The sequence below is a fragment of the Streptomyces sp. NPDC048171 genome (genome assembly GCF_043202655.1).
Taxonomy (GTDB): domain Bacteria; phylum Actinomycetota; class Actinomycetes; order Streptomycetales; family Streptomycetaceae; genus Streptomyces.
This window is the reverse complement of record NZ_JBIDAU010000011.1, coordinates 78,326-102,893: the sequence shown is the minus strand read 5'-3', so window position 1 is coordinate 102,893 and position 24,568 is coordinate 78,326. Positions and strand designations below refer to the sequence as shown.

24 protein-coding genes and 2 tRNA genes are annotated in these 24,568 nt (G+C 74.1%); 14 read left to right on the top strand and 12 right to left on the bottom strand.

The genetic code is table 11. From position 1 onward, the window contains the following. Positions 1–117 precede the first annotated feature (117 nt). The 8 genes from tdh (at position 118) to ACGF3J_RS29400 (ending at position 6,483) form a co-directional block, all read left to right on the top strand. Complete coding sequence (gene tdh, locus ACGF3J_RS29435; RefSeq protein ID WP_161332604.1) at positions 118–1,146, top strand: L-threonine 3-dehydrogenase; 1,029 nt, start codon at positions 118–120, stop codon at positions 1,144–1,146. Positions 1,147–1,187: 41 nt separating this feature from the next. Further along, the gene (locus ACGF3J_RS29430; protein ID WP_393855118.1) at positions 1,188–2,381 is read left to right on the top strand and encodes a glycine C-acetyltransferase; all 1,194 of its coding nucleotides are present in this window, start codon (positions 1,188–1,190) and stop codon (positions 2,379–2,381) included. A gap of 29 nt (positions 2,382–2,410) precedes the next feature. After that, positions 2,411–3,313 (top strand): LysR family transcriptional regulator, encoded by a 903-nt coding sequence (locus ACGF3J_RS29425; protein ID WP_393855117.1) that lies wholly within the window; start codon positions 2,411–2,413, stop codon positions 3,311–3,313. 46 nt (positions 3,314–3,359) lie between these two features. After that, entirely contained in the window at positions 3,360–3,950 is a 591-nt protein-coding gene (locus ACGF3J_RS29420; RefSeq protein ID WP_393855116.1) for a helix-turn-helix domain-containing protein, read from the top strand. Beyond that, positions 3,947–4,480 carry a GNAT family N-acetyltransferase gene (locus ACGF3J_RS29415; protein WP_393855115.1) on the top strand — a complete coding sequence of 178 codons (534 nt, stop codon included), beginning with the start codon at positions 3,947–3,949 and terminating at the stop codon, positions 4,478–4,480. Before ACGF3J_RS29420 ends, ACGF3J_RS29415 begins: the two co-directional genes overlap by 4 nt. Positions 4,481–4,510: 30 nt before the next feature. Then, positions 4,511–4,870, top strand: a complete 360-nt coding sequence (locus ACGF3J_RS29410; protein ID WP_161332599.1) for an MmcQ/YjbR family DNA-binding protein — start codon at positions 4,511–4,513, stop codon at positions 4,868–4,870. Positions 4,871–4,990: 120 nt separating this feature from the next. Further along, the gene (locus tag ACGF3J_RS29405; protein WP_393855114.1) at positions 4,991–6,307 is read left to right on the top strand and encodes an MFS transporter; all 1,317 of its coding nucleotides are present in this window, start codon (positions 4,991–4,993) and stop codon (positions 6,305–6,307) included. A 102-nt stretch (positions 6,308–6,409) separates the two neighbouring features. Continuing rightward, a tRNA-Pro gene (locus tag ACGF3J_RS29400) sits at positions 6,410–6,483 on the top strand. Between the two features lie 87 nt (positions 6,484–6,570). On the opposite strand, the gene ACGF3J_RS29395 is transcribed toward ACGF3J_RS29400, so the two are convergent. The 7 genes from ACGF3J_RS29395 to ACGF3J_RS29365 all read right to left on the bottom strand — a co-directional run bounded on the left by ACGF3J_RS29395 (position 6,571) and on the right by ACGF3J_RS29365 (position 12,716). Then, the gene (locus ACGF3J_RS29395) at positions 6,571–7,098 is read right to left on the bottom strand and encodes an NUDIX hydrolase family protein (protein ID WP_161332608.1); all 528 of its coding nucleotides are present in this window, start codon (positions 7,096–7,098) and stop codon (positions 6,571–6,573) included. 80 nt (positions 7,099–7,178) lie between these two features. Beyond that, positions 7,179–8,324, bottom strand: a complete 1,146-nt coding sequence (locus ACGF3J_RS29390) for an amidohydrolase family protein (RefSeq protein WP_393855113.1) — start codon at positions 8,322–8,324, stop codon at positions 7,179–7,181. A 1-nt stretch (position 8,325) separates the two neighbouring features. Beyond that, positions 8,326–9,726: a glutamine synthetase gene (locus tag ACGF3J_RS29385; protein WP_393855112.1), complete on the bottom strand. Its 1,401-nt coding sequence runs from the start codon at positions 9,724–9,726 to the stop codon at positions 8,326–8,328. 150 nt (positions 9,727–9,876) lie between these two features. Beyond that, the gene (locus ACGF3J_RS29380; protein ID WP_393855111.1) at positions 9,877–10,731 is read right to left on the bottom strand and encodes a hypothetical protein; all 855 of its coding nucleotides are present in this window, start codon (positions 10,729–10,731) and stop codon (positions 9,877–9,879) included. A 111-nt stretch (positions 10,732–10,842) separates the two neighbouring features. Next, entirely contained in the window at positions 10,843–11,493 is a 651-nt protein-coding gene (locus tag ACGF3J_RS29375) for an endonuclease (protein WP_393855110.1), read from the bottom strand. Between the two features lie 2 nt (positions 11,494–11,495). After that, positions 11,496–11,828, bottom strand: a complete 333-nt coding sequence (locus tag ACGF3J_RS29370) for a DUF3140 domain-containing protein (RefSeq protein WP_393855109.1) — start codon at positions 11,826–11,828, stop codon at positions 11,496–11,498. Between the two features lie 78 nt (positions 11,829–11,906). Further along, a complete protein-coding gene (locus ACGF3J_RS29365) occupies positions 11,907–12,716 on the bottom strand; it encodes an alpha/beta hydrolase (RefSeq protein WP_393855221.1) in 810 nt (269 codons plus the stop codon). Between the two features lie 162 nt (positions 12,717–12,878). Between ACGF3J_RS29365 and ACGF3J_RS29360 the strand changes: the two genes are divergently transcribed. The 3 genes from ACGF3J_RS29360 (at position 12,879) to ACGF3J_RS29350 (ending at position 16,519) form a co-directional block, all read left to right on the top strand. After that, positions 12,879–14,066 carry a thiolase family protein gene (locus ACGF3J_RS29360; protein ID WP_161330221.1) on the top strand — a complete coding sequence of 396 codons (1,188 nt, stop codon included), beginning with the start codon at positions 12,879–12,881 and terminating at the stop codon, positions 14,064–14,066. Between the two features lie 72 nt (positions 14,067–14,138). Further along, positions 14,139–15,677 (top strand): long-chain fatty acid--CoA ligase, encoded by a 1,539-nt coding sequence (locus tag ACGF3J_RS29355; RefSeq protein ID WP_393855108.1) that lies wholly within the window; start codon positions 14,139–14,141, stop codon positions 15,675–15,677. Positions 15,678–15,739: 62 nt separating this feature from the next. Beyond that, entirely contained in the window at positions 15,740–16,519 is a 780-nt protein-coding gene (locus ACGF3J_RS29350) for a sulfite exporter TauE/SafE family protein (protein ID WP_393855107.1), read from the top strand. On the opposite strand, the gene ACGF3J_RS29345 is transcribed toward ACGF3J_RS29350, so the two are convergent. From ACGF3J_RS29345 to ACGF3J_RS29335, 3 genes are all read right to left on the bottom strand, one after another. Beyond that, positions 16,446–18,566, bottom strand: a complete 2,121-nt coding sequence (locus ACGF3J_RS29345; RefSeq protein WP_393855106.1) for an MDR family MFS transporter — start codon at positions 18,564–18,566, stop codon at positions 16,446–16,448. The genes ACGF3J_RS29350 and ACGF3J_RS29345 overlap by 74 nt on opposite strands. 72 nt (positions 18,567–18,638) lie before the next feature. Then, complete coding sequence (gene cobF / locus ACGF3J_RS29340) at positions 18,639–19,403, bottom strand: precorrin-6A synthase (deacetylating) (RefSeq protein WP_393855105.1); 765 nt, start codon at positions 19,401–19,403, stop codon at positions 18,639–18,641. Between the two features lie 64 nt (positions 19,404–19,467). Then, positions 19,468–19,983 (bottom strand): DUF309 domain-containing protein, encoded by a 516-nt coding sequence (locus ACGF3J_RS29335; protein WP_161330226.1) that lies wholly within the window; start codon positions 19,981–19,983, stop codon positions 19,468–19,470. 99 nt (positions 19,984–20,082) lie between these two features. On the opposite strand from ACGF3J_RS29335, the gene ACGF3J_RS29330 reads away from it, so the two are divergent. Beyond that, positions 20,083–20,156 (top strand) — tRNA-Pro (locus tag ACGF3J_RS29330). Between the two features lie 86 nt (positions 20,157–20,242). Here ACGF3J_RS29330 and ACGF3J_RS29325 read toward each other — a convergent pair. Beyond that, a complete protein-coding gene (locus tag ACGF3J_RS29325; RefSeq protein WP_386930880.1) occupies positions 20,243–21,241 on the bottom strand; it encodes a GDP-mannose 4,6-dehydratase in 999 nt (332 codons plus the stop codon). Continuing rightward, complete coding sequence (locus ACGF3J_RS29320; RefSeq protein WP_393855220.1) at positions 21,238–22,368, bottom strand: glycosyltransferase; 1,131 nt, start codon at positions 22,366–22,368, stop codon at positions 21,238–21,240. The genes ACGF3J_RS29325 and ACGF3J_RS29320 overlap by 4 nt, the downstream gene beginning before the upstream one ends. A 138-nt stretch (positions 22,369–22,506) precedes the next feature. Between ACGF3J_RS29320 and ACGF3J_RS29315 the strand changes: the two genes are divergently transcribed. Both ACGF3J_RS29315 and ACGF3J_RS29310 read left to right on the top strand, forming a co-directional pair. After that, a complete protein-coding gene (locus ACGF3J_RS29315) occupies positions 22,507–23,193 on the top strand; it encodes a response regulator transcription factor (protein ID WP_386930881.1) in 687 nt (228 codons plus the stop codon). Then, positions 23,190–24,566: a sensor histidine kinase gene (locus tag ACGF3J_RS29310; protein ID WP_393855104.1), complete on the top strand. Its 1,377-nt coding sequence runs from the start codon at positions 23,190–23,192 to the stop codon at positions 24,564–24,566. The genes ACGF3J_RS29315 and ACGF3J_RS29310 overlap by 4 nt, the downstream gene beginning before the upstream one ends. The last annotated feature ends 2 nt before the right edge of the window (positions 24,567–24,568 follow it).

Sequence of the window (24,568 nt, the reverse complement as noted above, 5' to 3'; positions counted from 1 at the left end):
TCGATGGACCCGGGGCGGTGTCGTACGGCAGATTGCAGTGCGATCCCCTCCCCTCCCCGGACGCGGGCCGCTTCGGCGTGCGCGGTCCCGGGGTCTCACCCGTCAGGAGCCGTAGCGTTGAAGGCGCTGGTCAAGGAGAAGGCGGAGCCCGGTCTGTGGCTCGCGGACGTGCCCGAGCCCGTCGTGGGACCCGGTGACGTCCTCATCAAGGTGCTGCGCACCGGCATCTGCGGCACCGACCTGCACATCCGGGCCTGGGACGGCTGGGCGCAGCAGGCCATCCGCACCCCGCTCGTCGTCGGGCACGAGTTCGTCGGCGAGGTCGTCGAGACCGGCCGGGACGTCACCGAGATCAAGGCCGGCGACCGGGTCAGCGGCGAGGGGCACCTGGTGTGCGGCAAGTGCCGCAACTGCCTGGCCGGCCGGCGCCACCTGTGCCGCGCCACCGTCGGGCTCGGCGTCGGCCGCGACGGGGCGTTCGCCGAGTACGTCGCCCTGCCCGCCGGCAACGTCTGGGTGCACCGCGTCCCCGTCGACCTCGACGTCGCCGCGATCTTCGACCCGTTCGGCAACGCCGTGCACACCGCTCTGTCCTTCCCGCTGGTCGGCGAGGACGTGCTGATCACCGGCGCCGGACCGATCGGCCTGATGGCCGCCGCCGTCGCCCGGCACGCCGGGGCACGCAACGTCGTGATCACCGACGTCAGCAAGGAACGCCTGGACCTGGCGCTCAAGGTCGGGGTGAGCCTCGCCCTGGACGTCTCCCAGGCCACCATCGCCGACGGGCAGCGCGAACTCGGCCTGCGCGAGGGCTTCGACATCGGCCTGGAGATGTCCGGCCGCCCCGAGGCGATGCGCGACATGATCGCCAACATGACGCACGGCGGCCGGATCGCCATGCTCGGTCTGCCCGCCGAGGAGTTCCCCGTCGACTGGGCGCGGATCGTCACCTCGATGATCACCGTCAAGGGCATCTACGGCCGCGAGATGTTCGAGACCTGGTACGCCATGTCGGTGCTGCTCGAAGGCGGCCTCGACCTCGCCCCCGTGATCACCGGCCGGTACTCCCACCGCGACTTCGAGGCCGCGTTCGCCGACGCCGCGAGCGGCCGGGGCGGCAAGGTCATCCTCGACTGGACCGCGTGAGCCACCGCGCCCACCCGTACGTACTCCTAGGAGCTTCTGAGATGTTCGACTCCGTGCGCGACGACCTGCGCGCCACCCTCGACGAGATCCGCGCCGCCGGTCTGCACAAGCCCGAGCGCGTGATCGGCACCCCCCAGTCGGCGACGGTGAACGTCACCGCGGGCGGCCGCCCCGGCGAGGTCCTCAACTTCTGCGCCAACAACTACCTCGGCCTCGCCGACCACCCCGAGGTCGTCACCGCCGCCCACGAGGCGCTGGACCGCTGGGGCTACGGCATGGCCTCCGTCCGCTTCATCTGCGGCACCCAGGAGGTGCACAAGGAACTGGAGGCCCGGCTCTCCGCGTTCCTCGGCCAGGAGGACACGATCCTCTACTCCTCCTGCTTCGACGCCAACGGCGGCGTCTTCGAGACCCTGCTCGGCCCCGAGGACGCGGTGATCTCCGATGCCCTCAACCACGCCTCGATCATCGACGGCATCCGCCTCAGCAAGGCGAAGCGCCTGCGCTACGCCAACCGCGACATGGCCGACCTGGAGGCCCAGCTCAAGGCGGCCGGCGACGCCCGGCGCAAGCTGATCGTCACCGACGGCGTCTTCTCGATGGACGGCTACGTCGCCCCGCTCGACGAGATCTGCGACCTGGCCGACCGCTACGGCGCCATGGTCATGGTCGACGACTCGCACGCCGTGGGCTTCGTCGGCCCCGGGGGCCGCGGCACCCCCGAGCTGCACGGCGTCATGGATCGCGTCGACATCATCACCGGCACCCTCGGCAAGGCCCTCGGCGGCGCCTCCGGCGGCTACGTCGCCGCCCGCGCCGAGATCGTCGCCCTGCTGCGCCAGCGGTCCCGGCCCTACCTCTTCTCCAACACCCTGGCCCCGGTCATCGCCGCCGCCTCTCTGAAGGTCCTCGACCTGCTGGAGTCGGCCGACGACCTGCGCGTCCGGCTCGCCGAGAACACGGCCCTCTTCCGGAGCCGGATGACCGAGGAGGGCTTCGACGTCCTCCCCGGCGACCACGCCATCGCCCCGGTGATGATCGGCGACGCCTCCGAGGCCGGCCGCATGGCCGAGCTGCTTCTCGAGCGCGGCGTCTACGTCATCGGCTTCTCGTACCCGGTCGTGCCGCAGGGGCAGGCCCGTATCCGCGTCCAGCTCTCCGCCGCGCACTCCACGGCCGACGTGAACCGCGCGGTGGACGCCTTCGTCGCGGCCCGGGAGCAGCTCGCCGCGTGAAACGCCGGTGACCTGAGAGAATCGATCCCGTGATCGAAGCGCGGCGGCTGCACATCCTCCGAGCGGTGGCGGACCACCGCACCGTGACGGCGGCTGCCGCCGCGCTGTACCTCACCCCTTCCGCGGTCTCCCAGCAGCTGGCCGCCCTGGAGCAGGAGACCGGCCACCGCCTGGTCGAGCGCGGCGCCAAGGGCGTACGGCTCACCCCGGCGGGCGAGATCCTGCTGAGCCACACCAACGCCGTCCTCGCCCAGCTGGAGCGGGCCGAGGCCGAACTCGCCGCCTACGGCTCGGGCGCCGCCGGCACCGTCACCGTCGCCTCCTTCGCGACCGGTATCGCCCTGGTGGTCGCGCCCGCGCTGGCCCGCCTCGCCGAGACCGCGCCCGGCATCCGCATCCGCGTGCAGGACGCCGAGGGCGACGCCAGCCTGCCGATGGTCCTGGACCGGCAGGTCGACGTGGCCGTCGCCGTCGAGTACCGGGGGGCGCCGCCCGCCGACGACCCGCGGCTGACCCACGTCCCGCTGTACGCCGAGCCCTTCGACGCGGTCGTCCCGTTGGCCCACCGCCTCGCCGGTGCGGACGAGGTGCCGCTCGCGGAGCTGGCCAAGGACACCTGGATCGGCCCCTACCCGGGCAACCCGTGCCACGACGTCGTCGTGCTGGCCTGCGAGAGCGCCGGGTTCCAGCCCCGCCTGGAGCACTCCTCGGACGACTTCCGCGCGGTGGTCTCGCTCGCCGCGGCCGACGCGGGTGTCGCGCTGGTCCCGCGCTCGGCGCTGCACGGCACCGACCTCACCGGCGTGGTCGTCCGCCCGGTCGACGGGGTCGCGCCCACCCGCCGGGTCTTCGCGGCCGTACGCCGGGGGGCCGAGGAGCACCCGCTGATCCGGCCGGTGCTCGACGCGCTCGACGAGGTGGCCCGGGCGTGAGGCTTCCGTAACGTGCATGTCTCATATCAGGGATAACGTCCCTGATATGAGAGACGCCGACGGAGGGGTAGACGGGGCTCCCGACCTCGTGGATGCCCGGCTCGCCGCCCGCCTCGCCGAACTGCGGGCCGAGCACGGCTGGTCGCTGGGGGAGCTGGCGGAGCGCAGCGGAGTGAGCCGGTCCACGCTGTCCCGGGCCGAGCGTGCGGAGACCAGCCCGACCGCCGCCCAGCTGAACCGCCTGTGCGCGGTCTACGGCCGGACCATGTCGCGGCTGCTCGGCGAGGTCGAGGCGGAGCCCGCGCTGCTGGTACGGGCCGACGAGCAGCCCCGGTGGCAGGACAGGACCGCCGGCTTCGTGCGCCGCTCGGTCTCCCCGCCGCACGCCGGACTGCGCGGCGAACTGGTCGAGGGGCGGCTCGCCCCCGGCGCCGACATCGCCTACGACCGGCCGCCCGTCCCCGGCCTGGAACAGCACGTCTGGGTGCTGGGCGGCGCGCTGGAGGTGACCGCCCAGGACGTGGCGCACCACCTCGGCACCGGGGACTGCCTGCGGATGCGGGTGTGGGGGCCGACCAGGTTCCGCTGCGCGGGCCCGCAGGAGGCGCGCTACGTACTGGCGGTGGTGCTGCCGTGATCGTCAGCCGCGTCGACGAGCACCGACTGGCCGCGCTGCTGGAGGAGTTGGCGGACCTGCTGACCGACGTCGTGGACGGTGGCGCGTCGGTCGGCTTCCTCGCGCCGCTGGAACGCGGCCCGGCGCTCGCGTGGTGGCGGGCCAGGGTCCGCGCGGTGGCCGCCGGGGAGCTGGCCGTCTGGGTGGCGCACGAGGGGGAGCGGGTGTGCGGGACCGTGAGCCTCGCCCTGCCCGACAAGCCCAACAGCCGCCACCGCGCCGAACTGGTCAAGCTCATGGTGTCCCGCGCGGTCCGCGGCCGGGGCGTGGGCCGGGAGCTGCTGACGGCCGCCGAGGAGTCGGCCGCCGCCGCTGGCCTCACCCTGCTCCACCTGGACACCGAGACCGGCAGCCCCGCCGAACACCTCTACCGCTCCGCCGGGTGGACCCGGGCCGGCACCATCCCCGGCTACGCGGCGGACCCGGGCGGCGAGCTGCGCCCGACGACGCTCTACTACAAGCAGGTCGGCGTCCCCGCCGCCGCCGGGTGATTGTCAGTGGCGGCGGATAGCGTGCCTGGCATGCCGGACGCAGAAGACGTACGCCGTGTCGCCCTGTCCCTGCCGGACACCACGGAGAAGACCGCCTGGAGCATGCCCACGTTCCGGGTCGCGGGGAAGATGTTCGCCACGCTGCCCGAGGACGAGACCTCCATCGCGGTGCGCTGCCCCAAGGAGGAGCGCGACGAACTGGTGCTGGCCGAGCCCGGGAAGTTCTGGATCGCCGGTCACGAGGCGCAGTTCGCCTGGGTCCGGGCCCGGCTCGCGGCCCTGGAGGGCGAGGACGAGCTGCGCGACATCCTCGCCGACTCCTGGCGGCAGGCGGCCCCGACCCGCCTCCTGGAGGCCCATCCACGACTGGGGCTGCCGGCCGGGAGCTAGAAAAACCCCTCGGGCGTTGTCGGTGCCCCGTGGCATGATCCGGGGACACGCGTGGCAGCCGGGGCCGGAGGGGGGCTCCGGCTGTCGGACGTACGGCGCGGCCGGGGAGGGGAGCGCGGGATGGGCGGGACGGCCTCGCAGTCCACGCACGAGGGGGCGACGGCGGCGCGAGCCGTCTGGTCGCGGGACTTCGCGCTGTTCTTCGCCGCGCGGGCCATCGCCCGGCTGGGCGACACCATGCTGCCCGTCGCGCTCGCCGCCGGTCTGCTGCAGCACGGGTACGGGGCGGGCGCGGTCGGCCTCGCCATGGCCTCGACCGCCGCCGCCTTCGCCGGACTCGTCGTCTTCGGCGGAGTCCTCGCGGACCGCTTCAGCACCCGCAGGCTGATGATCGGCGCGGACCTGGTGCGGCTCGGCACCCAGGCGGCGGCCGCCGTCCTCTTCTTCTCCGGACACGTCGTGCTCTGGCAGATGTGCGCCATCGGGTTCGTCAACGGTGTCGCGAGCGCCGTCTTCCAGCCCGGCGTCGCCAGCACCGTGCCCCGCCTGGCCGCCGACATCCAGGGCGCGAACGGCGCGATACGCGTCGCCGAGTCCGCCGCCCAGCTCGCCGGTCCCGCCGTGGCCGGCCTCCTGGTCGGCTTCGCCTCACCCGGCGGGGTCTTCGCCGCCCACGCCACCACGTACGCGGTCAGCGCCGGGTGCCTGCTGCTGCTCCGGCTGCCCCCGCTCGCCCCGGGCGGCCGGACCGCGACCGGCCCGCGGACGAAGGCCTTCCGCGCCGACCTCGTCGAGGGCTGGCACGAATTCCGCTCCCGCCGGTGGCTGTGGGGCGTCATCGCCGTCTGGTGCGTCTACATGATCGCCGTCTGGGGCCCGACGGTCCCCCTCGTGGCCACCGAGGTGGTCCAGGAGCACGGTGCCCGCGCCTACGGCCTGGTCAACTCCGCCCTCGGCGCCGGCACCGTCGTCGGCGGCCTCGTCGCGCTGCGGCTGCGGCCCCGCCGCATGCTCCGCGCCGGGGCGATCGCCCTCGTCGGCTTCGCCGCCTTCCCGGCGAGTGTCGGCGCCGGGCTCGGCGTCCCCCTGATGGCCGCGGGCGCCGCCGTCGCCGGGGCCGGGATGTCCTTCTGGGGGGTGATGTGGGCGACCAGCGTGCAGACCCAGGTGCCGCCCGACGTACTCAACCGCATCCACGCCTACGACGTCGCGGGCTCGCTCGCGATGATGCCCGTCGGCCAGGCCCTCGCCGGGCCCGCCGCCTCGGCCCTCGGCGCCGACCACGTGCTGCTCGTCTCCGGCGCGACCAGCTTCGGCGTCTGCGCGGCCCTGCTCCTGATACCGGCGGTGCGCGGCCTGGTACGGGTCGACGCGGCCGCGGCCGGCTCGGGACGGGCGGCGCGGAAGACCCAGCCGTCCCGGGCCGAGAAGTGCTGACCGCGGTGCCCGCCCCGGAAAAGCGATGCGCGACCACGGGCCCGAGTGCGGTATGGTTTTCCTGCGCGTTCGGCCGGGGGAAACCCCAGGTCAGACGGGCAACGGGACGTGGCGCAGCTTGGTAGCGCACTTGACTGGGGGTCAAGGGGTCGCAGGTTCAAATCCTGTCGTCCCGACACGGCGAAGGGCCTTCGCGGACAGCAGTCCGCGAAGGCCCTCTTCGCGTGCGGGCGAGGTGGCGGCCGCACGCCGCCACCCGCGGCTCAGTCCACGCAGCCCACATGCGCCAGCGCCTGCTTCAGCAGCACCCCGTGCCCGCCCGGCATCTCACTGCGCACCGCCTCCGACAGGGCCTCGCGCGGGTCGAACCAGACCAGGTCCAGCGCGTCCTGCCGGGGCCGGCAGTCACCGGTGACCGGCACCACATAGGCCAGGGAGACGGCGTGCTGCCGGGGGTCGTGGTACGGCGTCACACCGTGCGTCGGGAAGTACTCGGCCACCGTGAACGGCTGGAGCGAGGACGGCACCCGGGGCAGCGCCACCGGGCCGAGGTCCTTCTCCAGGTGGCGCAGGAGGGCGTCCCGGACCCGCTCGTGGTGGAGCACCCGGCCGGAGACCAGCGTCCGGCTGACCGTCCCGTCCGGGCCGATGCGCAGGAGCAGGCCGACGCTGGTGACTTCGCCGCTGTCGTCGACGCGGACGGGCACCGCCTCGACGTACAGGATCGGCATGCGGGCACGTGCCATCTCCAGCTCGTCGGTCGTCAGCCAGCCCGGCGTGGTTTCGGTCATGTCAGACATCGCTTGATCATACTTTCAGCCGTTCCTGCTTCCCGGGCGGCGCTCCGGGACTGTGACCGGTCCCACGCCGCTCAGCCGTCGTCCATCGGGCCTCCGGGCAGCCGGTAGACCCGGCGGGCGTTGTCCCGGCCCGCCCAGCGCGCCAGGCGCAGCGCGTCCGGAAGGGACAGTTCGTCGGCGTCCAGCCGCTCCTGGAGCAGCCCCGCCAGTCCCCGCCGGAACGCGACCGCCCCGAGGTGATGGAACTCGGCCACACCATAGGCGTCGGAGCTGTACAGCAGCTTCCGGAACGGGGTGATCTCCGTCGCCTCCGCGAGGATCGCGCCGGCCCGCGCGGGGCCGACGTGGTGCAGGGTGAGGCCCACGTCCAGGTACACGCGCTCGAAGACCGCCGAGAGGTACGCCGCCTGGCGCTGGTAGGGCCAGCAGTGCAGCAGCAGGACGGGAACGGTGCCGGCGATGAGGTGCAGCCAGTCGGTCAGCAGGGTCGGGTCCACGCGGTGCATGCGGATGTCGCCGTCGCCGAACCCGGTGTGCAGTTGCAGCGGCAGCCCGAGGTCCACCGCGGTCCACAGCAGGTGCCGGACGAGCACCGGGTCGTCGAGCCGGCCGCCGCGCGCGAGCCACCGCCGGGCCGCCCCCGTGACCTCCTCCGGTGAGGGCCGGGCCGGGTCCAGGCCGAAGCCGGTCCGGTAGGCCGCCACCGACTTGACGGCCACCACTCCCGGCCGCCGTACCGCCTCCCACGCGGCCGTGCGGAACGCCTCCGCGTACGCGTCCGGCTCGACTCCGCCCGCCGCCACCGCCTCCGCGACCTGCTCGAGTCGCACCACTTCGTACGCGGTGGCGTCCGCGGCGCGCGCCAGCTCGGCCGGCCCGGTCACCCGGTGCGGGGCGTAGCCCGTGTCCACGCAGAACACGCCCGTGCCCGCGGCCCGCAGGAACCGCCGGTTCACCTCGGCCGCACCCAGTTCGGACCGCCGGGCCAGATACGCGTCCGGGGGCGCGTGGCGCGGCAGGTCCAGCAGGGGAGCGCAGTGACGGCGCACGGCAATGCCGACGGGGCTGTCGAAGGGGGACACACCGGGCCATCGCTCGCCCTCGGTGAGGAGCGACTCGAAGCCCTCGCGGTCCAGATCGCCGGTGACGGCGCCGTGGCAGTGGTGGTCCACCAGCTCCAGCGCGGCGAGGCTCTCGTGGACGGGTCCGCCGGCCATGTCAGTACTTCCAGCGGTAGGCCGCCGCCACCCGGTCGTCGTCGAACCCGTCGACCGCGTCGATCTCCCCCCGCCGTACGGCGGTCACCGCGTCGGCCAGGACCGGCCCCAGCGCGGTCCGCAGCACGTCGTCCGCGCGGAACGCCGCCACCGACTCGGCGAGGGAGACCGGCAGCCTGCGTACCCCCCGGGCCACCGCGTCGGCGGGGTCCAGCCGGGCCGGGTCGCCGGTGATCTCCTCGGGCAGCGGCGCGGAGGACGCGAGTCCGTCCAGTCCGGCGGCGATGACCGAGGCAAGCGCGAGATACGGGTTGGCTGCCAGGTCGACCGGCTTCACCTCCAGGTTCGCCGCCCGGCCCTGCTCCCCGGCGCTCCCGGTGACGATCCGCAGGGCCGCCTCCCGGGTCTCCCGGCCCCAGGCGGTGAAGACGCCCGCCCACTGCGAGGGGCGGAGCCGCAGATGGCTGGCCGGGCTCGGCGCGGTCATCGCGAGCAGCGCCGGCAGGTGGCCCAGCACCCCGGCGACGAAGGACTCGGCCTCGGCGGTCATGCCGTACCGGCCGGTGCCGCCGGCGTGCAGGTTGGTCCCGTCCCGCCAGGCGGAGAGGTGGATGTGCCCGCCGTTGCCGACGCCTTGCCCGAGGACCGCCGGGGCGAAGGAGACCCGCAGCCCGTGCCGCTGGGCCACGGCCCGGATCGTCTGCCGCACCAGCACGCTGCGGTCGGCCGCCGCCACCGGGTCGAGGGCGCCCACCGAGACCTCGAACTGCCCCGCCGCGTACTCGGGGTGCAACTGCTCCACGTCCACGCCCTGGGCCGCGAGCGCCGCCAGCAGGTCGGCCGCGCAGTTGCTGAGCCCGATCTGGCGGGCGGCGCCGTAGGCCGGCCCCGACACGGCCGGGACGAAGGCGCCGTCGTCCGCGTCGCCCCGGCCCACCGACCACTCGATCTCGATCGCGGCCTTGAACCGGACGCCGTACCGCTCGGCGGCGTGCGCGACGGTCCGGCGCAGGACGGTGCGCGCGCACGCCGGGTGCGGCCCGCCCTCCTGCGTGATCCGGTCGACCGGCGCCCACGCCCAGCCGGGCTGCGCCGCCAGCACGGTCAGCCGGTCCAGGTCGGGGTGGAGGCGCAGGTCGCCGTCGGGGGAGCCGAGGACGTCCGTGGCGACGATCGAGTCGTCCGCCAGGAAGGTGTCGAACACCGGGGACATGCCCACGCCCCACGCGGCGGCCGAAGCGAGTCGCGCGGTGGGCACGGTCTTCACCCGGGCGATCCCCGCCGTGTCGACGTACGCCAGCACGACACCGTGCACCCCCTGGCCGGACAGCTCACCGCTCAGCGCGGTGGCCCGCTCGGTCTCGCCCGGACGCCCGCCGGGTACGGGGTCGCTCTCGCTCACGTCTCGGGCTCCTTCGCGCATGCGCCGTCCGCCGCCGACCATTGTGCCGTCCGGTGATCACCCTGTCCGGGTTTCGCCGGATCCGTGCACGCGGCGCCGCCCCGCGCCGTGTCGGCGTACGCGGGGCGGGGCGGGGTGCGGGAGCCCGGGTCAGGTCATGGGGGTGGGCTGCGGGGAGGGCGTCCCGCCGTCCAGGACGGTCTTCAGGCGGTCGGTGCCCTGCCGCACCCCCTGCTCGACGGCGTCGGCCTGGTCGCCGTCGAGGCCGCCGCCGGTCACGGTCAGGGCGGAGGTGCCGACGCGTACGACGGCCACGTCCAGGCTGAGTGTGGCCGGATCGCCGCCGGTGGACCCCTGCACGGTCACGCGCAGGCCCGCGCGGGCATCGCCCACCTCGGGCACCGAGGCCTCGGTCACCTGGACCGTGCGCTTCTCGCCCTCGGAGTCGGTCGCGGTGAACTGGTCGCACTTCTGGGGCAGGGAGTCCATCCACTCCAGGCGGTCGTCCAGCCCGCCGCGGTCGTAGCCGGCCACCTGGTCCAGGAGGCGGGAGTCGCCCTGCTCGAAGCCGGTGACCGCCGACGGCCCCGACGGCTCGCCCAGCAGCTTCTCGCCGTAGAGCCCGTCGAGGAGTTCCTGGCAGTCCGAGGCGTCCGTCTTGGCGGTGAGGAAGTCGGACACGTCGACCTCGCCGACGAGCATCTGATCGCGCCACTTGTCCGCGTCCTGGACCTGGTTCCAGTCGCCCTCCAGGTCGCCCTCCGTGAGCAGCGCGGCCTTCGCGCCGGACTCGGTGAGGGTGGGGGCGGTCTTGGGGGACCCGGTGGGCTGTGCCGCGATCGACTGCTCGGCGGCCGGGGAGGCCGGCCGCGCCCGTTCCGCGGCGGTGTCCGAGGCCGCGCCCGACCCGCCGGCGTCGTCCGAGCAGGCCGCGGCGGTCAGCAGCGCGCCCGCCGTCAGGGCGGAGGCCACGAGGCGGGCGGGGCGGGACGGTCGACGGCTCATCGCGGGATGCCTCCTGGGACGGGAACGGTGTCCTCAGCGCATCACCGCGGCCGCGGGCCCACCAGCGCACGGGGCTGTCCGGGTGACATGACCCGGGCCGGGCGGCCGGACTCAGCCCGCGCGTTCCAGGGTGTCCTCGGCGACGTCCTTGTCCACCGCCGCGCGCACCAGCGCGGCCGCGAGGACGGCCGGTTCCGTCGTCCCGGCGAGGCCGAGCAGCCGGTCCGGGTCGGACGGCAGACCGAGGCGTTCCGCGCCCTGGAGGGCCTTGCGGTCAAGGGTGGGGCCCGCTTCCGGCCAGACCAGCTGGGCCTCGCGCAGGAAGATGTCCGCGCCGGTCGGACCCACCCCGGGAAACTCCCGGAGCAGCCGCCGTACTTCGCCGAGGTCGCCGTCCGCCTCCTCGCGGAGCCGGCGCAGGTCGCCGCCCCACCGCTCGGTCAGCAGCTGTGCGGCCTCGCCGAGCTGGGTGGCGGTGCGCTCGTCGTAGCGCCGGTAGCCGCCCCGGCCGAGGGCGTCCACCCGCTCCTGCCAGTCGGCGTCGGCCATGCGCCGCGGGTTCCGCAGCCCCGCGTCGTACAGGGCGCGCGCGGTGGCCACCGCGATCGAGCCGCGGATGCGGGCACTCAGCAGGTGGGAGAGGACCAGCAGCCGGTACAGCGGCTGCGGGGTGTCCCTGAGCCGGATGCCCGCCTCCTCGGCGTACGTCCGCCCGTGCGCGTCGACGAGCGCGCGGACCACTTGCCGCCGGCCGGGGCTCACGGCTAGGGCTTCAGCGGGTCGTGGCCGACCGTCATCAGGCGGTGCCGGAGCGCGGTGTCGTCGGACCGGGGCTCGTTCTCCAGGTCCGCCTGCGCCGTCACGGTGTCCACGACGTCGCGCATCGCGCCCAGGTCGTCCTCCGTGAGGTCGGTGCGCCGCTTCTGCAGGATCTGCAGGACGTGCCGCCCGAGCGGCGGTCCCGCGTCGTCGGGCAGCGGCTCGGTCAGCTCACCGGAGTCGCGTACCCGGAGCCAGTCCGCGAGTTCCGCGGAGGTCATGTTCACGACGCGGTGGAAGTCCTCCCACAGCGCGTCGAGTTCGAGGGCGTCGGCCATGAGGTGCCCCTCAGATCGTCGTGCGTACGTGCGTAGGCGCGGGTGCCCGAGGGGTGGAGCGGCAAACGCGCCGCCCGGTCAGCGGGCGAGCACGCCGTCCAGGAAGCGAGTGACGTCGGCGAAGACCTCGGCGCGGTTGGTCTCGTTGAACAACTCGTGCCGGGCGCCCGGATAGATCCGCTCGGTCAGGTCGCCGCCGCTCAGCGCCTCGACGCCGGGGCGGCTGCCCGGCAGCGGCACCAGGCGGTCGTCGTCCCCGTGCACCCACAGCAGGGGCAGCGGGCCGACGTCGCCGTCGTCGGCCACCTTCCCCAGGGTCCGGACGAAGGCCTCCAGGGTCGGCCGCTTCATCGGGCCGTGCCAGACAAGCGGGTCCGCCGCGTACGCCGCGCCGACCGCCGGGTCCCGGGAGAGCGAGGACGGGCTGATCGGGATGTCGGGGATCTCCGGCAGGGCGAGCAGCCTGCGCGGCAGCTCCCACTCGCCGATGACCGGCCCGGACAGCACCAGCGCGGCCGGCCCGCCGGGGTGGCGCTGGGCGTAGCGGGAGGCGATCAGGCCGCCCATGGAGTGGCCGATCACGACGAACGGGAGGTCCGGGTGGGCGGCGCGGGCCCGTGCGGCCACGAAGTGCACGTCGGTGACCACGTCCTCGAAGTCCTCGACCAGCACCCGCTCGCCGTCGGACCGGCCGTGTCCGGTGTGGTCGAGACCCCAGACCGCCGCGCCGTGTCCGGCCAGGACGCCGGCCACCTCCTCGTAGCGCCCGACGTGCTCGCCGTAGCCGTGCACCAGCAGCGCCACGTACCTGGGCCGGTCCGCGGGCCACTCGCGGGCGCTGATCCGTCCCCGTGTCCCGGTCAGGTCGTGTGCGCGGGCCTCGGCCATGGCTCCTCCGGCTGCGTCGGTGAAGGTCACCGGAGGATCTTCCCAGGGAGCCGTCCGGCGGTCTATAGTCCAAAACTAGCAGTGCTAATTAATGTCGTGTGCCCCTCGTCCGGCGGTGGCGTGCCGTCCGACGGCCGGGCGACGACGGTCAGGAGTCCCCTCGTGCGTCCCGTCCACTTCGCGGCCGCCCGCCGCACCCCGATCGGCAAGCTGCGCGGTGCCCTGTCCTCCGTGCGGCCCGACGACCTCGCCGCCGCCGTGATCCGGGGCCTGATCGCCGACGTGCCCGCCCTCGACCCGGCCCGCGTCGACGACGTGTACTGGGGCGCCGCCAACCAGGCCGGCGAGGACAACCGCAACGTCGCGCGGATGGCCGCCCTCCTCGCGGGCTTGCCCGAGTCCGTCCCCGGCGCCACCGTCAACCGGCTGTGCGCCTCCGGCCTGGAGGCCGTCACCACCGCCGCCCGCACCGTCGCCGCGGGCGAGGCGGACGTCGTGCTCGCGGGCGGCTCCGAGTCGATGAGCCGCGCCCCCTTCGTGCTGCCACGCCCCGACGAGGCACTGCCGCACCGCATCGAGACCGTCGACACCCGGCTCGGCTGGCGCCTGGTCAACCCGGCGATGAAGGACCTGCACGGACTGCTGGCGATGGGCGAGACCGCCGAGGAGGTCGCCGGGCGGTACGGCATCGCGCGCGAGCGCCAGGACGAGTTCGCCCTGCGCAGCCACCACCTCGCCGCCGAGGCCCGCAAGAACGGGTACTTCGACGACGAGATCCTCCCCGTCGAGCGCCCCGACGGCGTGGTCGTCGACGCCGACGAATGCGTCCGCGAGGACACCTCGCTGGAGAAGCTGGGCCGCCTCAAGCCCGTCTTCCGCCCCGGCGGCACGGTCACCGCGGGCAACGCCTCCCCGATGAACGACGGCGCCGCCGGACTCCTCCTGGTCAGCGAGGAGGCCCTGAACGACCTGGGCCTGGAGTCGCTGGGCCGCTACGTCGCCGGCGGCTCGGCCGGCGTCCACCCGGACGTGATGGGCATCGGCCCGGTCCCCGCCACCCGCAAGGTCCTCGCCCGGGCCGGCTGGAGCGTCGGCGACCTGGCCGAGGCCGAGTTCAACGAGGCGTTCGCCGCCCAGGCCCTCGCCTGCGTCGACCAGCTCGGCATCGACCCCGGCCTGGTCAACCCCACCGGCGGCGCCATCGCGCTGGGCCACCCGCTCGGCTGCTCCGGCGCCCGCATCCTCACCACCCTGCTCCACCGCATGCGCCGCACGGGAGCGGCCCGCGGGCTGGCCACCATGTGCGTCGGCGTGGGGCAGGGCAGCGCGGTGCTCGTCGAACGGCACTAGGTCCGACAGGACCTGGCCGCAGGAACGCCGCACCTCTCCGCAGAGCCGCAGCAAGGAACGGAGCAACACCCCATGGCAACCCTCTCCGTCGCCGCCATCCTCGCCGAGAACGCCCGGCGCCGTCCCGACAAGGAGGCGCTGGTCGAGGGCGGCCTGCGGCTCTCCTTCGCCGAGGTGTGGCGGCGGGCGCGGGCGCAGGCCGGCGCGCTGACCGGCCTCGGCGTCCGGCCTGGGGACCGGGTCGCGCTGATGGCGCCGAACACCGCCGACTTCCCGCAGGCGTACTACGCGATCGCCGCCGCCGGTGGCGTCGTCGTGCCCGTGCACCTGCTGCTGTCGGCCGCCGAGGTCGAGCACGTCCTGCGCGACAGCGGCGCCACGCTGCTGCTGTGCCACCCCGCCCAGGCCGAGACGGGCGCGGCCGCCGCGCGGGAGGCGGGCGTACGGGTGATCACCCTCGGCGACGAGTTCGGCAAGCTCGCCGCCGACGCCGAGCCGCTGCCGACGTACGTCACCCGCGACGCCGACGACCCGGCCGTGGTCTTCTACACCAGCGGCACCACCGGTGTCCCCAAGGGCGCGGTGCTCAGCCACTTCAACCTGGTGATGAACGCGACCGTCAACGCCTTCGACGCCAACGACATCCGGCCCGAGGACATCGCGCTCGGCGCGCTGCCGCTGTTCCACGCCTTCGGCCAGACCGTCTCCCTCAACTCGACCTGGCGGGCGGGGGCCACCCTCGTCCTGCTGCCCCGCTTCGACGCGGCGCGCGCGATCGAGCTGATGGTCGAGGAGAGGGTCAACACCTTCCACGGGGTGCCGACCATGTTCGTCGCCCTCGCCGCCGCGGCGGGCGACGTCGACGCCCTGCCGGATCTGAGGGTGTGCGTCTCCGGCGGCGCCTCGCTGCCGGTGGCGGTGCTGGAGCGGTTCGAGGCGGCGTTCGGCGCGCGCGTCCACGAGGGGTACGGGCTGTCGGAGACCTCGCCCGCGGCGGCCGTGAACCAGCCCGTGTTCGGGACCAGGCCCGGCACCATCGGCCACCCCCTGTGGGGCGTGGACGTGGAGATCGCCCACGCGGACGTCGAGGGCCGCGTCGTCCTGCTGCCCCCCGGTGAGCTGGGCGAGGTCGTGGTACGCGGCCACAACGTCTTCTCCGGCTACCTCGGCCGGCCGGAGGCCACCGCCGAGGCGCTGGTCGACGGCTGGTTCCGCACGGGGGACCTCGGCACCAAGGACGACGAGGGCTTCCTCCGCATCGTCGACCGGAAGAAGGACGTCATCATCCGGGGCGGCTACAACGTCTACCCGCGAGAGGTCGAGGAGGTGCTGATGCGCCACCCCGGCATCGCGCACGTCGCCGTCATCGGCCTCCCGGACGAACTCCACGGCGAGGAGGTGTGCGCCGTCGTCGTCCCCGAGCCGGGCGCGGCGCCGGACGCGGCCGGGATCACCGAGTGGTCCAAGGGGCACCTCGGCCGGTACAAGTACCCGCGCCGGGTGGAGTTCGCGGACGCGCTGCCGCTCGGGCCGAGCATGAAGGTGCTGAAGCGGGAACTGCGGGCCCGCTACGTGGACCGGGCCCAGCACCAGGGACCGGCGGCCCACTAAGGACCGACTGGCGAGACGGTGCTTACGCCGACGGTTGAGTGCGCATAGCATCAGTGGCCGCAATGGACACCATGACGCTCTGGCACCTCACCGGCTGGGAGTTCGCGGCACTCGCCTTCGCGGCCCTGCTCGTCGGCTTCTCCAAGACCGCCGTGAGCGGGGCCAACACGGTCAGTCTCGCGATCTTCGCCGCGGTCCTGCCCGCCCGCGCCTCCACCGGCATCCTGCTGCCCGTCCTGATCGCCGGGGACGTCCTGGCCGTCCTCACCTACCGGCGGCACGCGCACTGGCCCACGCTCTGGCGGCTGTTCCCCGCCGTGGGGGTCGGCGTGGCCGTGGGCACCCTGTTCCTGGTCTGGGCGGACGACGCGGTCGTCCGGACCTCGATCGGCGTGATCCTGCTGCTCATGGCCGGGGTGACGGTGTGGCGCAGGAGACAGGCCGACGTGTCCGACCCGTCCGAGGGCGACGGTACGGCCTCGCGGGCCGGCCGGGTCAAGGCCCGTTCGTACGGCGTCCTCGGCGGCTTCACCACGATGGTCGCCAACGCGGGCGGCCCGGTGATGTCGATGTACCTGCTCTCCGCGGGCTTCCGCAAGCTCGGCTTCCTCGGCACGTCGGCGTTCTTCTTCCTGATCGTCAACGTCTCCAAGGTGCCCTTCAGCGCCGGCCTCGGCCTGATCGACGGCCGCTCACTGCTCCTCGACGCCGCGCTGGTCGTCTTCGTGGTGCCCGGCGCGCTCCTCGGCAAGTGGGCGGTGAAGCGGATCAACCAGCGCCTGTTCGAGCGTCTGGTGATCGCGGCGACGGTCGTGGGCGGTCTTCAGCTGTTGCTGACCTGAGGCGCTGCGGGAACCCGTTGCTCAGGTCCTCGACCAGCAGCCGCTTGGCGATCGAATCGACCGCGGCCCGCAGATCCGCGCCCGAGGGCCGGCCGATGTCCTGCTCCACCCGGCCCTCCAGCCAGGTGGCCCACGCTCGCCCGATGACCAGCGCCTCGCGGGCGCCCGCGTCGGTGTGGGAGTACAGCGAGCCGTGCCGGGTCAGGAAGCCCTCCTCCACCATCCGCTCGAAGACAGGCAGCAGCACCTCCGGCGGCAGCCGGCGGCGGGCGGCGATCAGCCCCAGGCCGGCGTGCCCGACCAGGCGCGTGAACAGCTCGACCTGCATCACGGCCCAGGCGCCGGCGACGTCGAGCCGGGTGTCGCTGTCCACGATGATCCGGCGCGCGGTGTCCAGCTCCGTACCGCCGAGGATCCTCCCGACGCACGCCTCCAGGGTGCGCCTGTTGTCCGCACCGTGCGGGGAGGCGAAGCCCTCGCCCAGGTCCGTCGAGCCCGCGCGGGCGCTGTCGCGCAGCCGGACCTGCTTGAGGAACAGGGCCACGAGGAAGCCGACCGCCGCGACCGGCACCGTCCACAGGAACACCGTGTGGATGGTGTCCGCGTACGCCCCGATGATCGGCGCCGACGTCTCGGCGGGCAGCCCGTGCACCCCCTCCGGACTGGTCGCCGCCCGGGCGATCGCCGACGGGTCGGCGGCGCCCGTGCGAGCGGCCTCGGCGACGCCGTCGCGCAGGTTGGGGCCGAGGGCGTTGACGTAGATGGTGCCGAACACGGCGGTGCCGAAGGAGCTGCCCAGAGTGCGGAAGAAGGTGACGCCGGAGGTCGCGGTGCCGAGGTCGGCGTAGTCGACGGTGTTCTGCACGGCGATGATCAGCACCTGCATGGACAGGCCGATGCCCGTGCCCAGCACGAACATGTACAGCGACTCCAGGACGGCGCCGGTCGACGGGTCCATCAGCGACATCAGGTACAGGCCGACGCCCATCACCAGCGTGCCCACGATCGGGAACAGCCGGTACCGTCCCGTCCGGCTGACGACGCTGCCGCTGAAGACCGAGGCGATCAGCAGTCCCCCCACCATCGGCAGCGTGCGGACCCCGGAGACGGTGGCCGAGTCGCCGTCGACGTACTGAAGATAGGTCGGCAGGTACGTCAGCGCCCCGAGCATCGCGAAGCCGACGATGAAGCTCAGCACCGAGCAGACCGTGAACACCGGGTTGGCGAACAGCCGCATCGGCAGCATCGGTTCGGCCGCCCGCAGCTCCACCAGGCAGAACAGCGCGAGCGCGACCAGCCCGCCCGCGAACAGGCCCAGGATCACGCCCGAGCCCCACGCGTACTCGTTGCCGCCCCAGCTGGTGGCCAGGATCAGCGCGCTCGCCCCCACCGCGACCAGCGTGATGCCCAGGTAGTCGATGACGGGCCGGACGGCCGACTTCACCACCGGGATGGTGCGGGCCGCGGCGATCACGACGGCGATCGCGATGGGCACGTTGACGTAGAACGCCCAGCGCCACGAGAGGTGGTCGGTGAACAGCCCGCCCAACAGCGGTCCGATGACCGTCGAGACCCCGAACACCGCACCGATGGCGCCCTGGTACTTGCCGCGCTCCCGCAGCGGGATCACGTCCGCGATCAGCGCCATCGCCGTCACCAGCAGCCCGCCCGCGCCGATGCCCTGCATCGCCCGCCAGGTGATCAGCAGCGGCATGCTGGTCGCCAGGCCGCACAGGAACGACCCGGTGATGAACACGATCGCCGAGACCTGGAAGACCACCTTGCGGCCGAACAGGTCACCGAACTTGCCGACCAGCACCGTTGCCACGGTCTCGGCCAGCAGGTACGACGTCACCACCCACGACTGGTGCGAGGCGCCGCCCAGGTCGGACACGATCGTCGGCAGCGCGGTGCCGACGATCGTCTGGTCCAGGGCCGCCAGCAGCAGCCCGAGCATGATCGTGACGAAGACGACGTTGCGCCGCCGCCGGTCCAGCACGGGCGGCTGGGCGGCGGCGGTCCGTGGCGCTTCCTCGGCGACTGTCACGAGGTCACGATCACACCCGTGCGGCGGCCACGCATGTGGGGACGGGCCGCCCGGGTGCGCCGGAGCCCAGGCTCAGGTGCGCCGCCGCAGCAGGTACGTGTCCATGATCCAGCCCTTGCGCTCCCGCGCCTCGGCGCGCAGCCGCTCGATGCGCGGGCCGGCCTCGGCGATCGGACCCGAGTCGAGGATCTCGTCCGGGGTGCCCAGGTAGGCGCCCCAGTAGATGTCGAGGTCCTGGTCCGCGTACCGCCGGAAGGTCTGGTGGGCGTCCAGCATCACCACGACGTCGTCGACGCCCTCGGGGAAGCCCTCCGCGAGCCGTCGCCCGGTGGTGATCTGCACCGGCCGCGCCACCCGGTTCAGCCCCGTCCGGTGCCGGGCGGCCAGGGACGAGACGCTGCTGATGCCGGGCACGACGTCGTACTCGAACGCCACCGTGCCGCGCCCCAGGACCTCCTCCAGGATGCCCAGCGTGCTGTCGTACAGCGACGGGTCGCCCCACACCAGGAACGCGCCGCTCTCGTCCTCGCCCAGCTCCTCGGCGATCAGCCGTTCGTAGATGCCGGCGCGGGCCAGACGCCAGTCCTCGACGGCGGGGGAGTACGCCGCGCCCTCCGCGCTCCGGTCCCGCTCCGGGTCACGGGCCTCGACGACCCGGTACGTGCCCTCCGGTACGTGCGTCTCCAGCATGTCCCGGCGCAGCCGCACCAGGTCGTCCTTCACCTCGCCCTTGCCCAGGACGAAGAACACGTCCGTGCTCCGCAGCGCCCTGACCGCCTGCAGGGTCAGCTGGTCGGGGTCGCCCGCACCGATACCGATCACATGAATCTTCCGCACCCCACGAGTCTGCCGTACGCCACCGGCGGCACCCGGACCGGGCCGCCTCCCCGGCACGTGCGGGTCAGCCCCGCAGCCGCGGCGCCCGGGCCCCAGCGTCCACCCGCGCGCCGTCCTCCACGTCCCCCGCCAGCTCCACGGCCCACCCGGCGACCGCGCCCAGGTCCATCCCGTACGGCCGTTCCCGTCCGGGGTCCGACGCCGCCCACTCCGTCACGGCGCCCGCCCCGCGCCGCAGCAGCCTGGCGCCGCCGGTGCCGTTGCCACGGGCCGCGTGTGTGAGACCCACCGCCAGCTGGGCCATCCCGCGCCACAGCTGCCGCTCCTCCCCGGGGCCCGACTTCCAGGCGTCCTCGAAGACCTCGTGCGCGTGGAACGGCTTCCCCTCGTCCAGCAGCCGCTGCGCCTCGGCCACCGTCGCGTCCGGCGCCCGTACGACGCCCTCCGGCTGGCGGGCGACGCCGTCCGCGCCGTACGGCAGCGGGCGCCCCAGCCCGTCGCGCGGCCGGGCGTTGCGCGCCCGCCCCTCCTCGTCCCGGTCGCGGGCGCCGGCCGGGCGGTCCGATGCTGTGCTGTCCATACGGCCGATTGTCCCCCGCCGGTCCCGCTTAGGCGTGGCCCGGTGGGTGCGGTAAGGTGCTGTCGCGTGATCGCGCGGTCGCACCGCGCGTGGGCACACCGGGACGTGGCGCAGCTTGGTAGCGCACTTGACTGGGGGTCAAGGGGTCGCAGGTTCAAATCCTGTCGTCCCGACGGTGACGTAAGAAGGGCCTCCGCGGGCATCAGCCCGCGGAGGCCCTTCTCGCATGTCCGGCCGCCACGGCCGCGGGAATGCCGGTTCAGACCTGGTAGCGCTCCGCCGCGAACAGGTCCAGGTGCTCCTTCACCCACGCCGACGTCCTGCGCAGCCCGTCCGCCAGGCCCACCTGCGGCTCCCAGCCCGCCCACCTGCGGGCGCGGGAGTTGTCGGACAGGAGGCGCTGGACCTCGCTGCCGCTCGGGCGCAGCCGGGCGGGGTCCACGACGATCTCCGCGTCGGTGCCCGCGGCGACGGTGAGGGCCTGCGCCAGGTCGCCGATGGATATCTCCCGGCCCGAGCCGAGGTTGACCACCTGCCCGAGGGCACGGTCGCAGTCGGCCATCGCCACGAAGCCCCGCGCGGTGTCGGTGACGTAGGTGAAGTCCCGGGTGGGCGTGAGCGAGCCGAGCCTGATCGTGCGGGCCCCGGAGTGCAGTTGGGCGAGGATGGCCGGGATCACCGCGCGGGCGGACTGCCGGGGGCCGTAGGTGTTGAAGGGGCGCACCACGGTGACCGGCAGTTCGAAGGCGTGCCAGTGGGAGAGCGCCATCATGTCGGCGCCGATCTTGGACGCGGAGTACGGCGACTGCGGCTGCAGCGGGTGGCTCTCGCTGATCGGCGCCGTGCGGGCGGTGCCGTACACCTCGCTGGTGGAGGTGTGCACCAGGCGGCGCACCTGGTGGCGCCGGCAGGCCTCGGCGATGTTCTCGGTGCCGACGACGTTCGTCTGGACGTAGGCGCCGGGCGAGTCGTAGCTGTACGGGATTCCGATCAGCGCGGCGAGGTGGAAGACGGTGTCGCAGCCGTCGACGGCGTCCATCACCCGCCCGGCGTCGCGGACGTCGCCGGTGACCGTCGTGACCAGCGGGTGGCCGAGGAGGTGGGCGAGGTGGCCCTTCTCGGCGTACGGCTTGTAGTGCGTGAACGCCCGGACCCGGGCGCCCCGGGCGACGAGCAGGTCGACCAGGGCCGAGCCGATGAAGCCCTCGGCTCCGGTGACCAGTACCTCGCGGCCGGTCCAGTCGGGGGTGTGGTTCATGGGGTGCGCTCCAAGGGGTCGAAGGCCGGAAGGGGGTGGCCGGCGAGGCGCAGTACCTCGGCGGCGAGCAGGTCGGCGGCGTACGCGTGCGGGCCGGGGTCGGCGGCCGACCCCATCGCCGCGAGCCGGGCGGGATCGGCCAGCAGCGGTCCGATCAGTTCGGCCAGCCGCGTCGCCGAGGTCTCGGCGTCGGACAGCAGCAGGCCCGCCCCGGCGTCGGTCAGCACCCGCGCGTTGTGGGTCTGGTGGTCGCCGGGCGCGTGCGGGTAGGGCACGAGCACCGCGGGCACGCCGGTGCTGGCGAGTTCGGCGACCGTCGCCGAACCGGCCCGGCAGACCACCAGGTCGGCGGCGGCGTACACCTGGTCCATGTGGTCCAGGTAGGGCACCACACGGGCCACCTGGCTGCCCGCGAGCCGGAACCCGGCCTCCTTCAGGGCGTCCGGCCCGGTCTTGATCAGCAGATGGACGTCGGTGCGCCCACGCCAGAGCCGGGCCAGCTCCGTCGCCGCCTCGGTGAGCCGCGCGGCGCCTAGGCTGCCGCCGTTGAAGACGACGAGCCGCGCCCCGTCCGGCACGCCCAGCGCCCGCCGTGCCTCGGGGCGCCGGGCGGCGCGGTCCAGCCCGGCGAGGGCCGCCGCGATGGGCATGCCGACGACGCGGGCGTTCTCGCCGCCGGCCAGGCCCGAGCGCGAGCGGTCGAAGGCGACCGTGACGTGCGGGGTGAGCCGGGCGGCGAAACGGTTGGCGCGGCCCGGTACGGCGTTGGACTCGTGGATCAGGCTCGGCAGGCCCGACCAGCGGGCCCCGAGGATCACCGGGGCGCTCGGATAGCCGCCCATGCCGACCGCCACCTGGGCCCGCTGCTCGCGCAGCACCGTCCGGCACTGCCCGGCGGACCGGACCAGCGCCGAGGGAAGCAGGTAGCGCCGGGCGCCGAGGCTCGGGTCGAAGGGGATCATGTCCACGGTGTGCAGCCGGTACCCGGCCTGCGGGATGAGCCGGGTCTCCAGGCCCCGGGTGGTGCCGACGAAGGAGATCTCCGCGGCCGGTACGGCGCGGCGCAGCGCGTCGGCCAGGGCGAGACCGGGGTAGATGTGCCCACCGGTACCGCCCGCGCCGATCACCACGGACAGCCGGGGCGGGGGACTGTGAGGTCCGGCGGGCGGCACGTGGGCCGGGCCGGAGGAGGATCCGAACATGGCCGCCACGGTCACAAGCCGGCCTAAGAAGGTTTTAAGACACTCCTTTGGCAGGCTGGGCGCGTGCTGAGAAGAATTCTGGTGGTCGACGACGAGCCCGAGGTGCGGGCCGCCGTCGAGGACGGCCTCACCGTCGAGGGCTACGCCGTGCGGGGCGCCGCCGACGGTCTCGCGGCCCTCTCCGAGGTCGCCGCCTGGCAGCCGGACGCCGTGGTCGTCGACGTGATGATGCCGGTACTGGACGGCCTGGCGTTCTGCCGCCGACTGCGGGGCATCGGCGACCGGACCCCGGTGCTGGTGCTGACCGCGCTCGACTCGGTGAGCGAACGCGTCGACGGGCTCGACGCCGGCGCCGACGACTACCTGGTCAAGCCGTTCGCGCTGGACGAGCTGACCGCCCGGGTGCGGGCCCTGCTGCGCCGGGCGGACACCGGCGCCCAGGAGCCGGGCGACCTGCTGTCGTACGCCGACCTGGTGGTGGACCCGGACACCCGGACCGGACGGCGCGGCGAGCGGACCATCGAGTTCAGCCGGACCGAGTTCGCGCTCCTCGAGCAGCTGCTGCTCCACCCCGGACAGGTCCTCACCCGGGAGACCCTCTTCGAAAGGGTCTGGGGACACGACTTCGGCCCCGGCTCCAACTCGCTCGCCGTCTACGTCGGTTACCTGCGCCGCAAGCTGGAGGCGGAGGGCGAGCCGCGTCTCGTGCACACCGTGCACGGTGTCGGCTACCGCCTGGGCGCGGCGTGAACCGCCCGTGGCGTCTCCTGCCGCGCCCGCGCCGGCTGCGGTCCCGGCTGGCGCTGGCGGCCTCGGCGGCCGTCGTCCTCGTCACCGTAGGCGTGTGCACGGCCGCCTTCTTCGTCCTGCGCTACAAGCTCTACCAGCAGGTCGACCAGAACCTCGCCCAGTCGGCCACCCTCGTCGCCCAGCAGAGCCGGGAGGACGGCCCGACCGTGCACCGCGGCGAGTGCCGCTTCCTGGGCGCCCCCGCCTGCGCCCAGACGGTGCCGTCCGATCCGGCCGACGACCCCGCCGAACCGTACGTCCTGCCCGTGTCCCCGGCCGTCCGCGAGGTGGCGGCCGGCCGCCACGCGCCCTACTACCGGAACATCACCGTCGACGGGCATCCCGCGCGCATGCTGACCACCACGTTCGGCGACGGCACCGCCGTCCAGGTCGCGCTCCGTTCCGACGTGGCCGAGCGCGGCGTGCACCAGGCCGCGTGGCTGCTGAGCGGCATCGGCGCGGCGGGCGTGGTCGTCGCCGGACTGCTCGGCTACGCCGTCTCCCGGACCGGCCTCGCCCCCGTCACCCGGCTCACGGCCACGGCGGAGCGGGTCGCCGCCACCCGCGACCCGCGCCACCGCATCGACCTGCCCGCCGGTCCGGGGTCCGGCCGACACCGGGACGACGAGATCACCCGGCTCGCGACGACCTTCAACACGATGCTCGACGAGCTGGAGCGGTCGGTGACGGCGCAGCGCCGGCTGATCGCCGACGCCTCGCACGAGCTGCGCACCCCGCTGACCGCGCTGCGCACCAACGCCGAACTCCTCACTCGCGCCGACCGCCTGCCCGCCGACCGGCGCGAGCGGGCGGCCGGCGCCCTGGTCCGGCAGCTGGAGGACGTCACCACCCTGGTGAACGACCTCATCGAGCTGGCCCGGGACGAGGAACCGCAGCCGCTCCTCGAACAGATCGACCTCGCCGCGCTCACCCGGCACGCCCTGACCCGCGCCCGCGAACGCTGGCCCGGCGTCACCTTCACCCTGGACGTCACCGACCGCGCGGCCGGCCTGCTGCGCCCCGGCATCCCGGCCCGGCTGGCCCGGCTGCTCGGCAACCTGCTGGACAACGCGGCCAAGTTCAGCCCGCGTGGCGGCACGGTCGAGGTCGTCCTGACCGAACGGGAGCTGACCGTGCGCGATCACGGCCCCGGCATCGCCGACCAGGACCTGCCGCACATCTTCGACCGCTTCTACCGGGCACCCTCCGCCCGCGCGCTGCCCGGTTCGGGCCTGGGACTGGCCATGGCCCGCCAAATCGCCCGCACCCACGGCGCCGAACTCACCGCCGAGCGCGCGCCCGGTGCGGGGGCGCTGTTCCGGCTCACCCTCTGAGG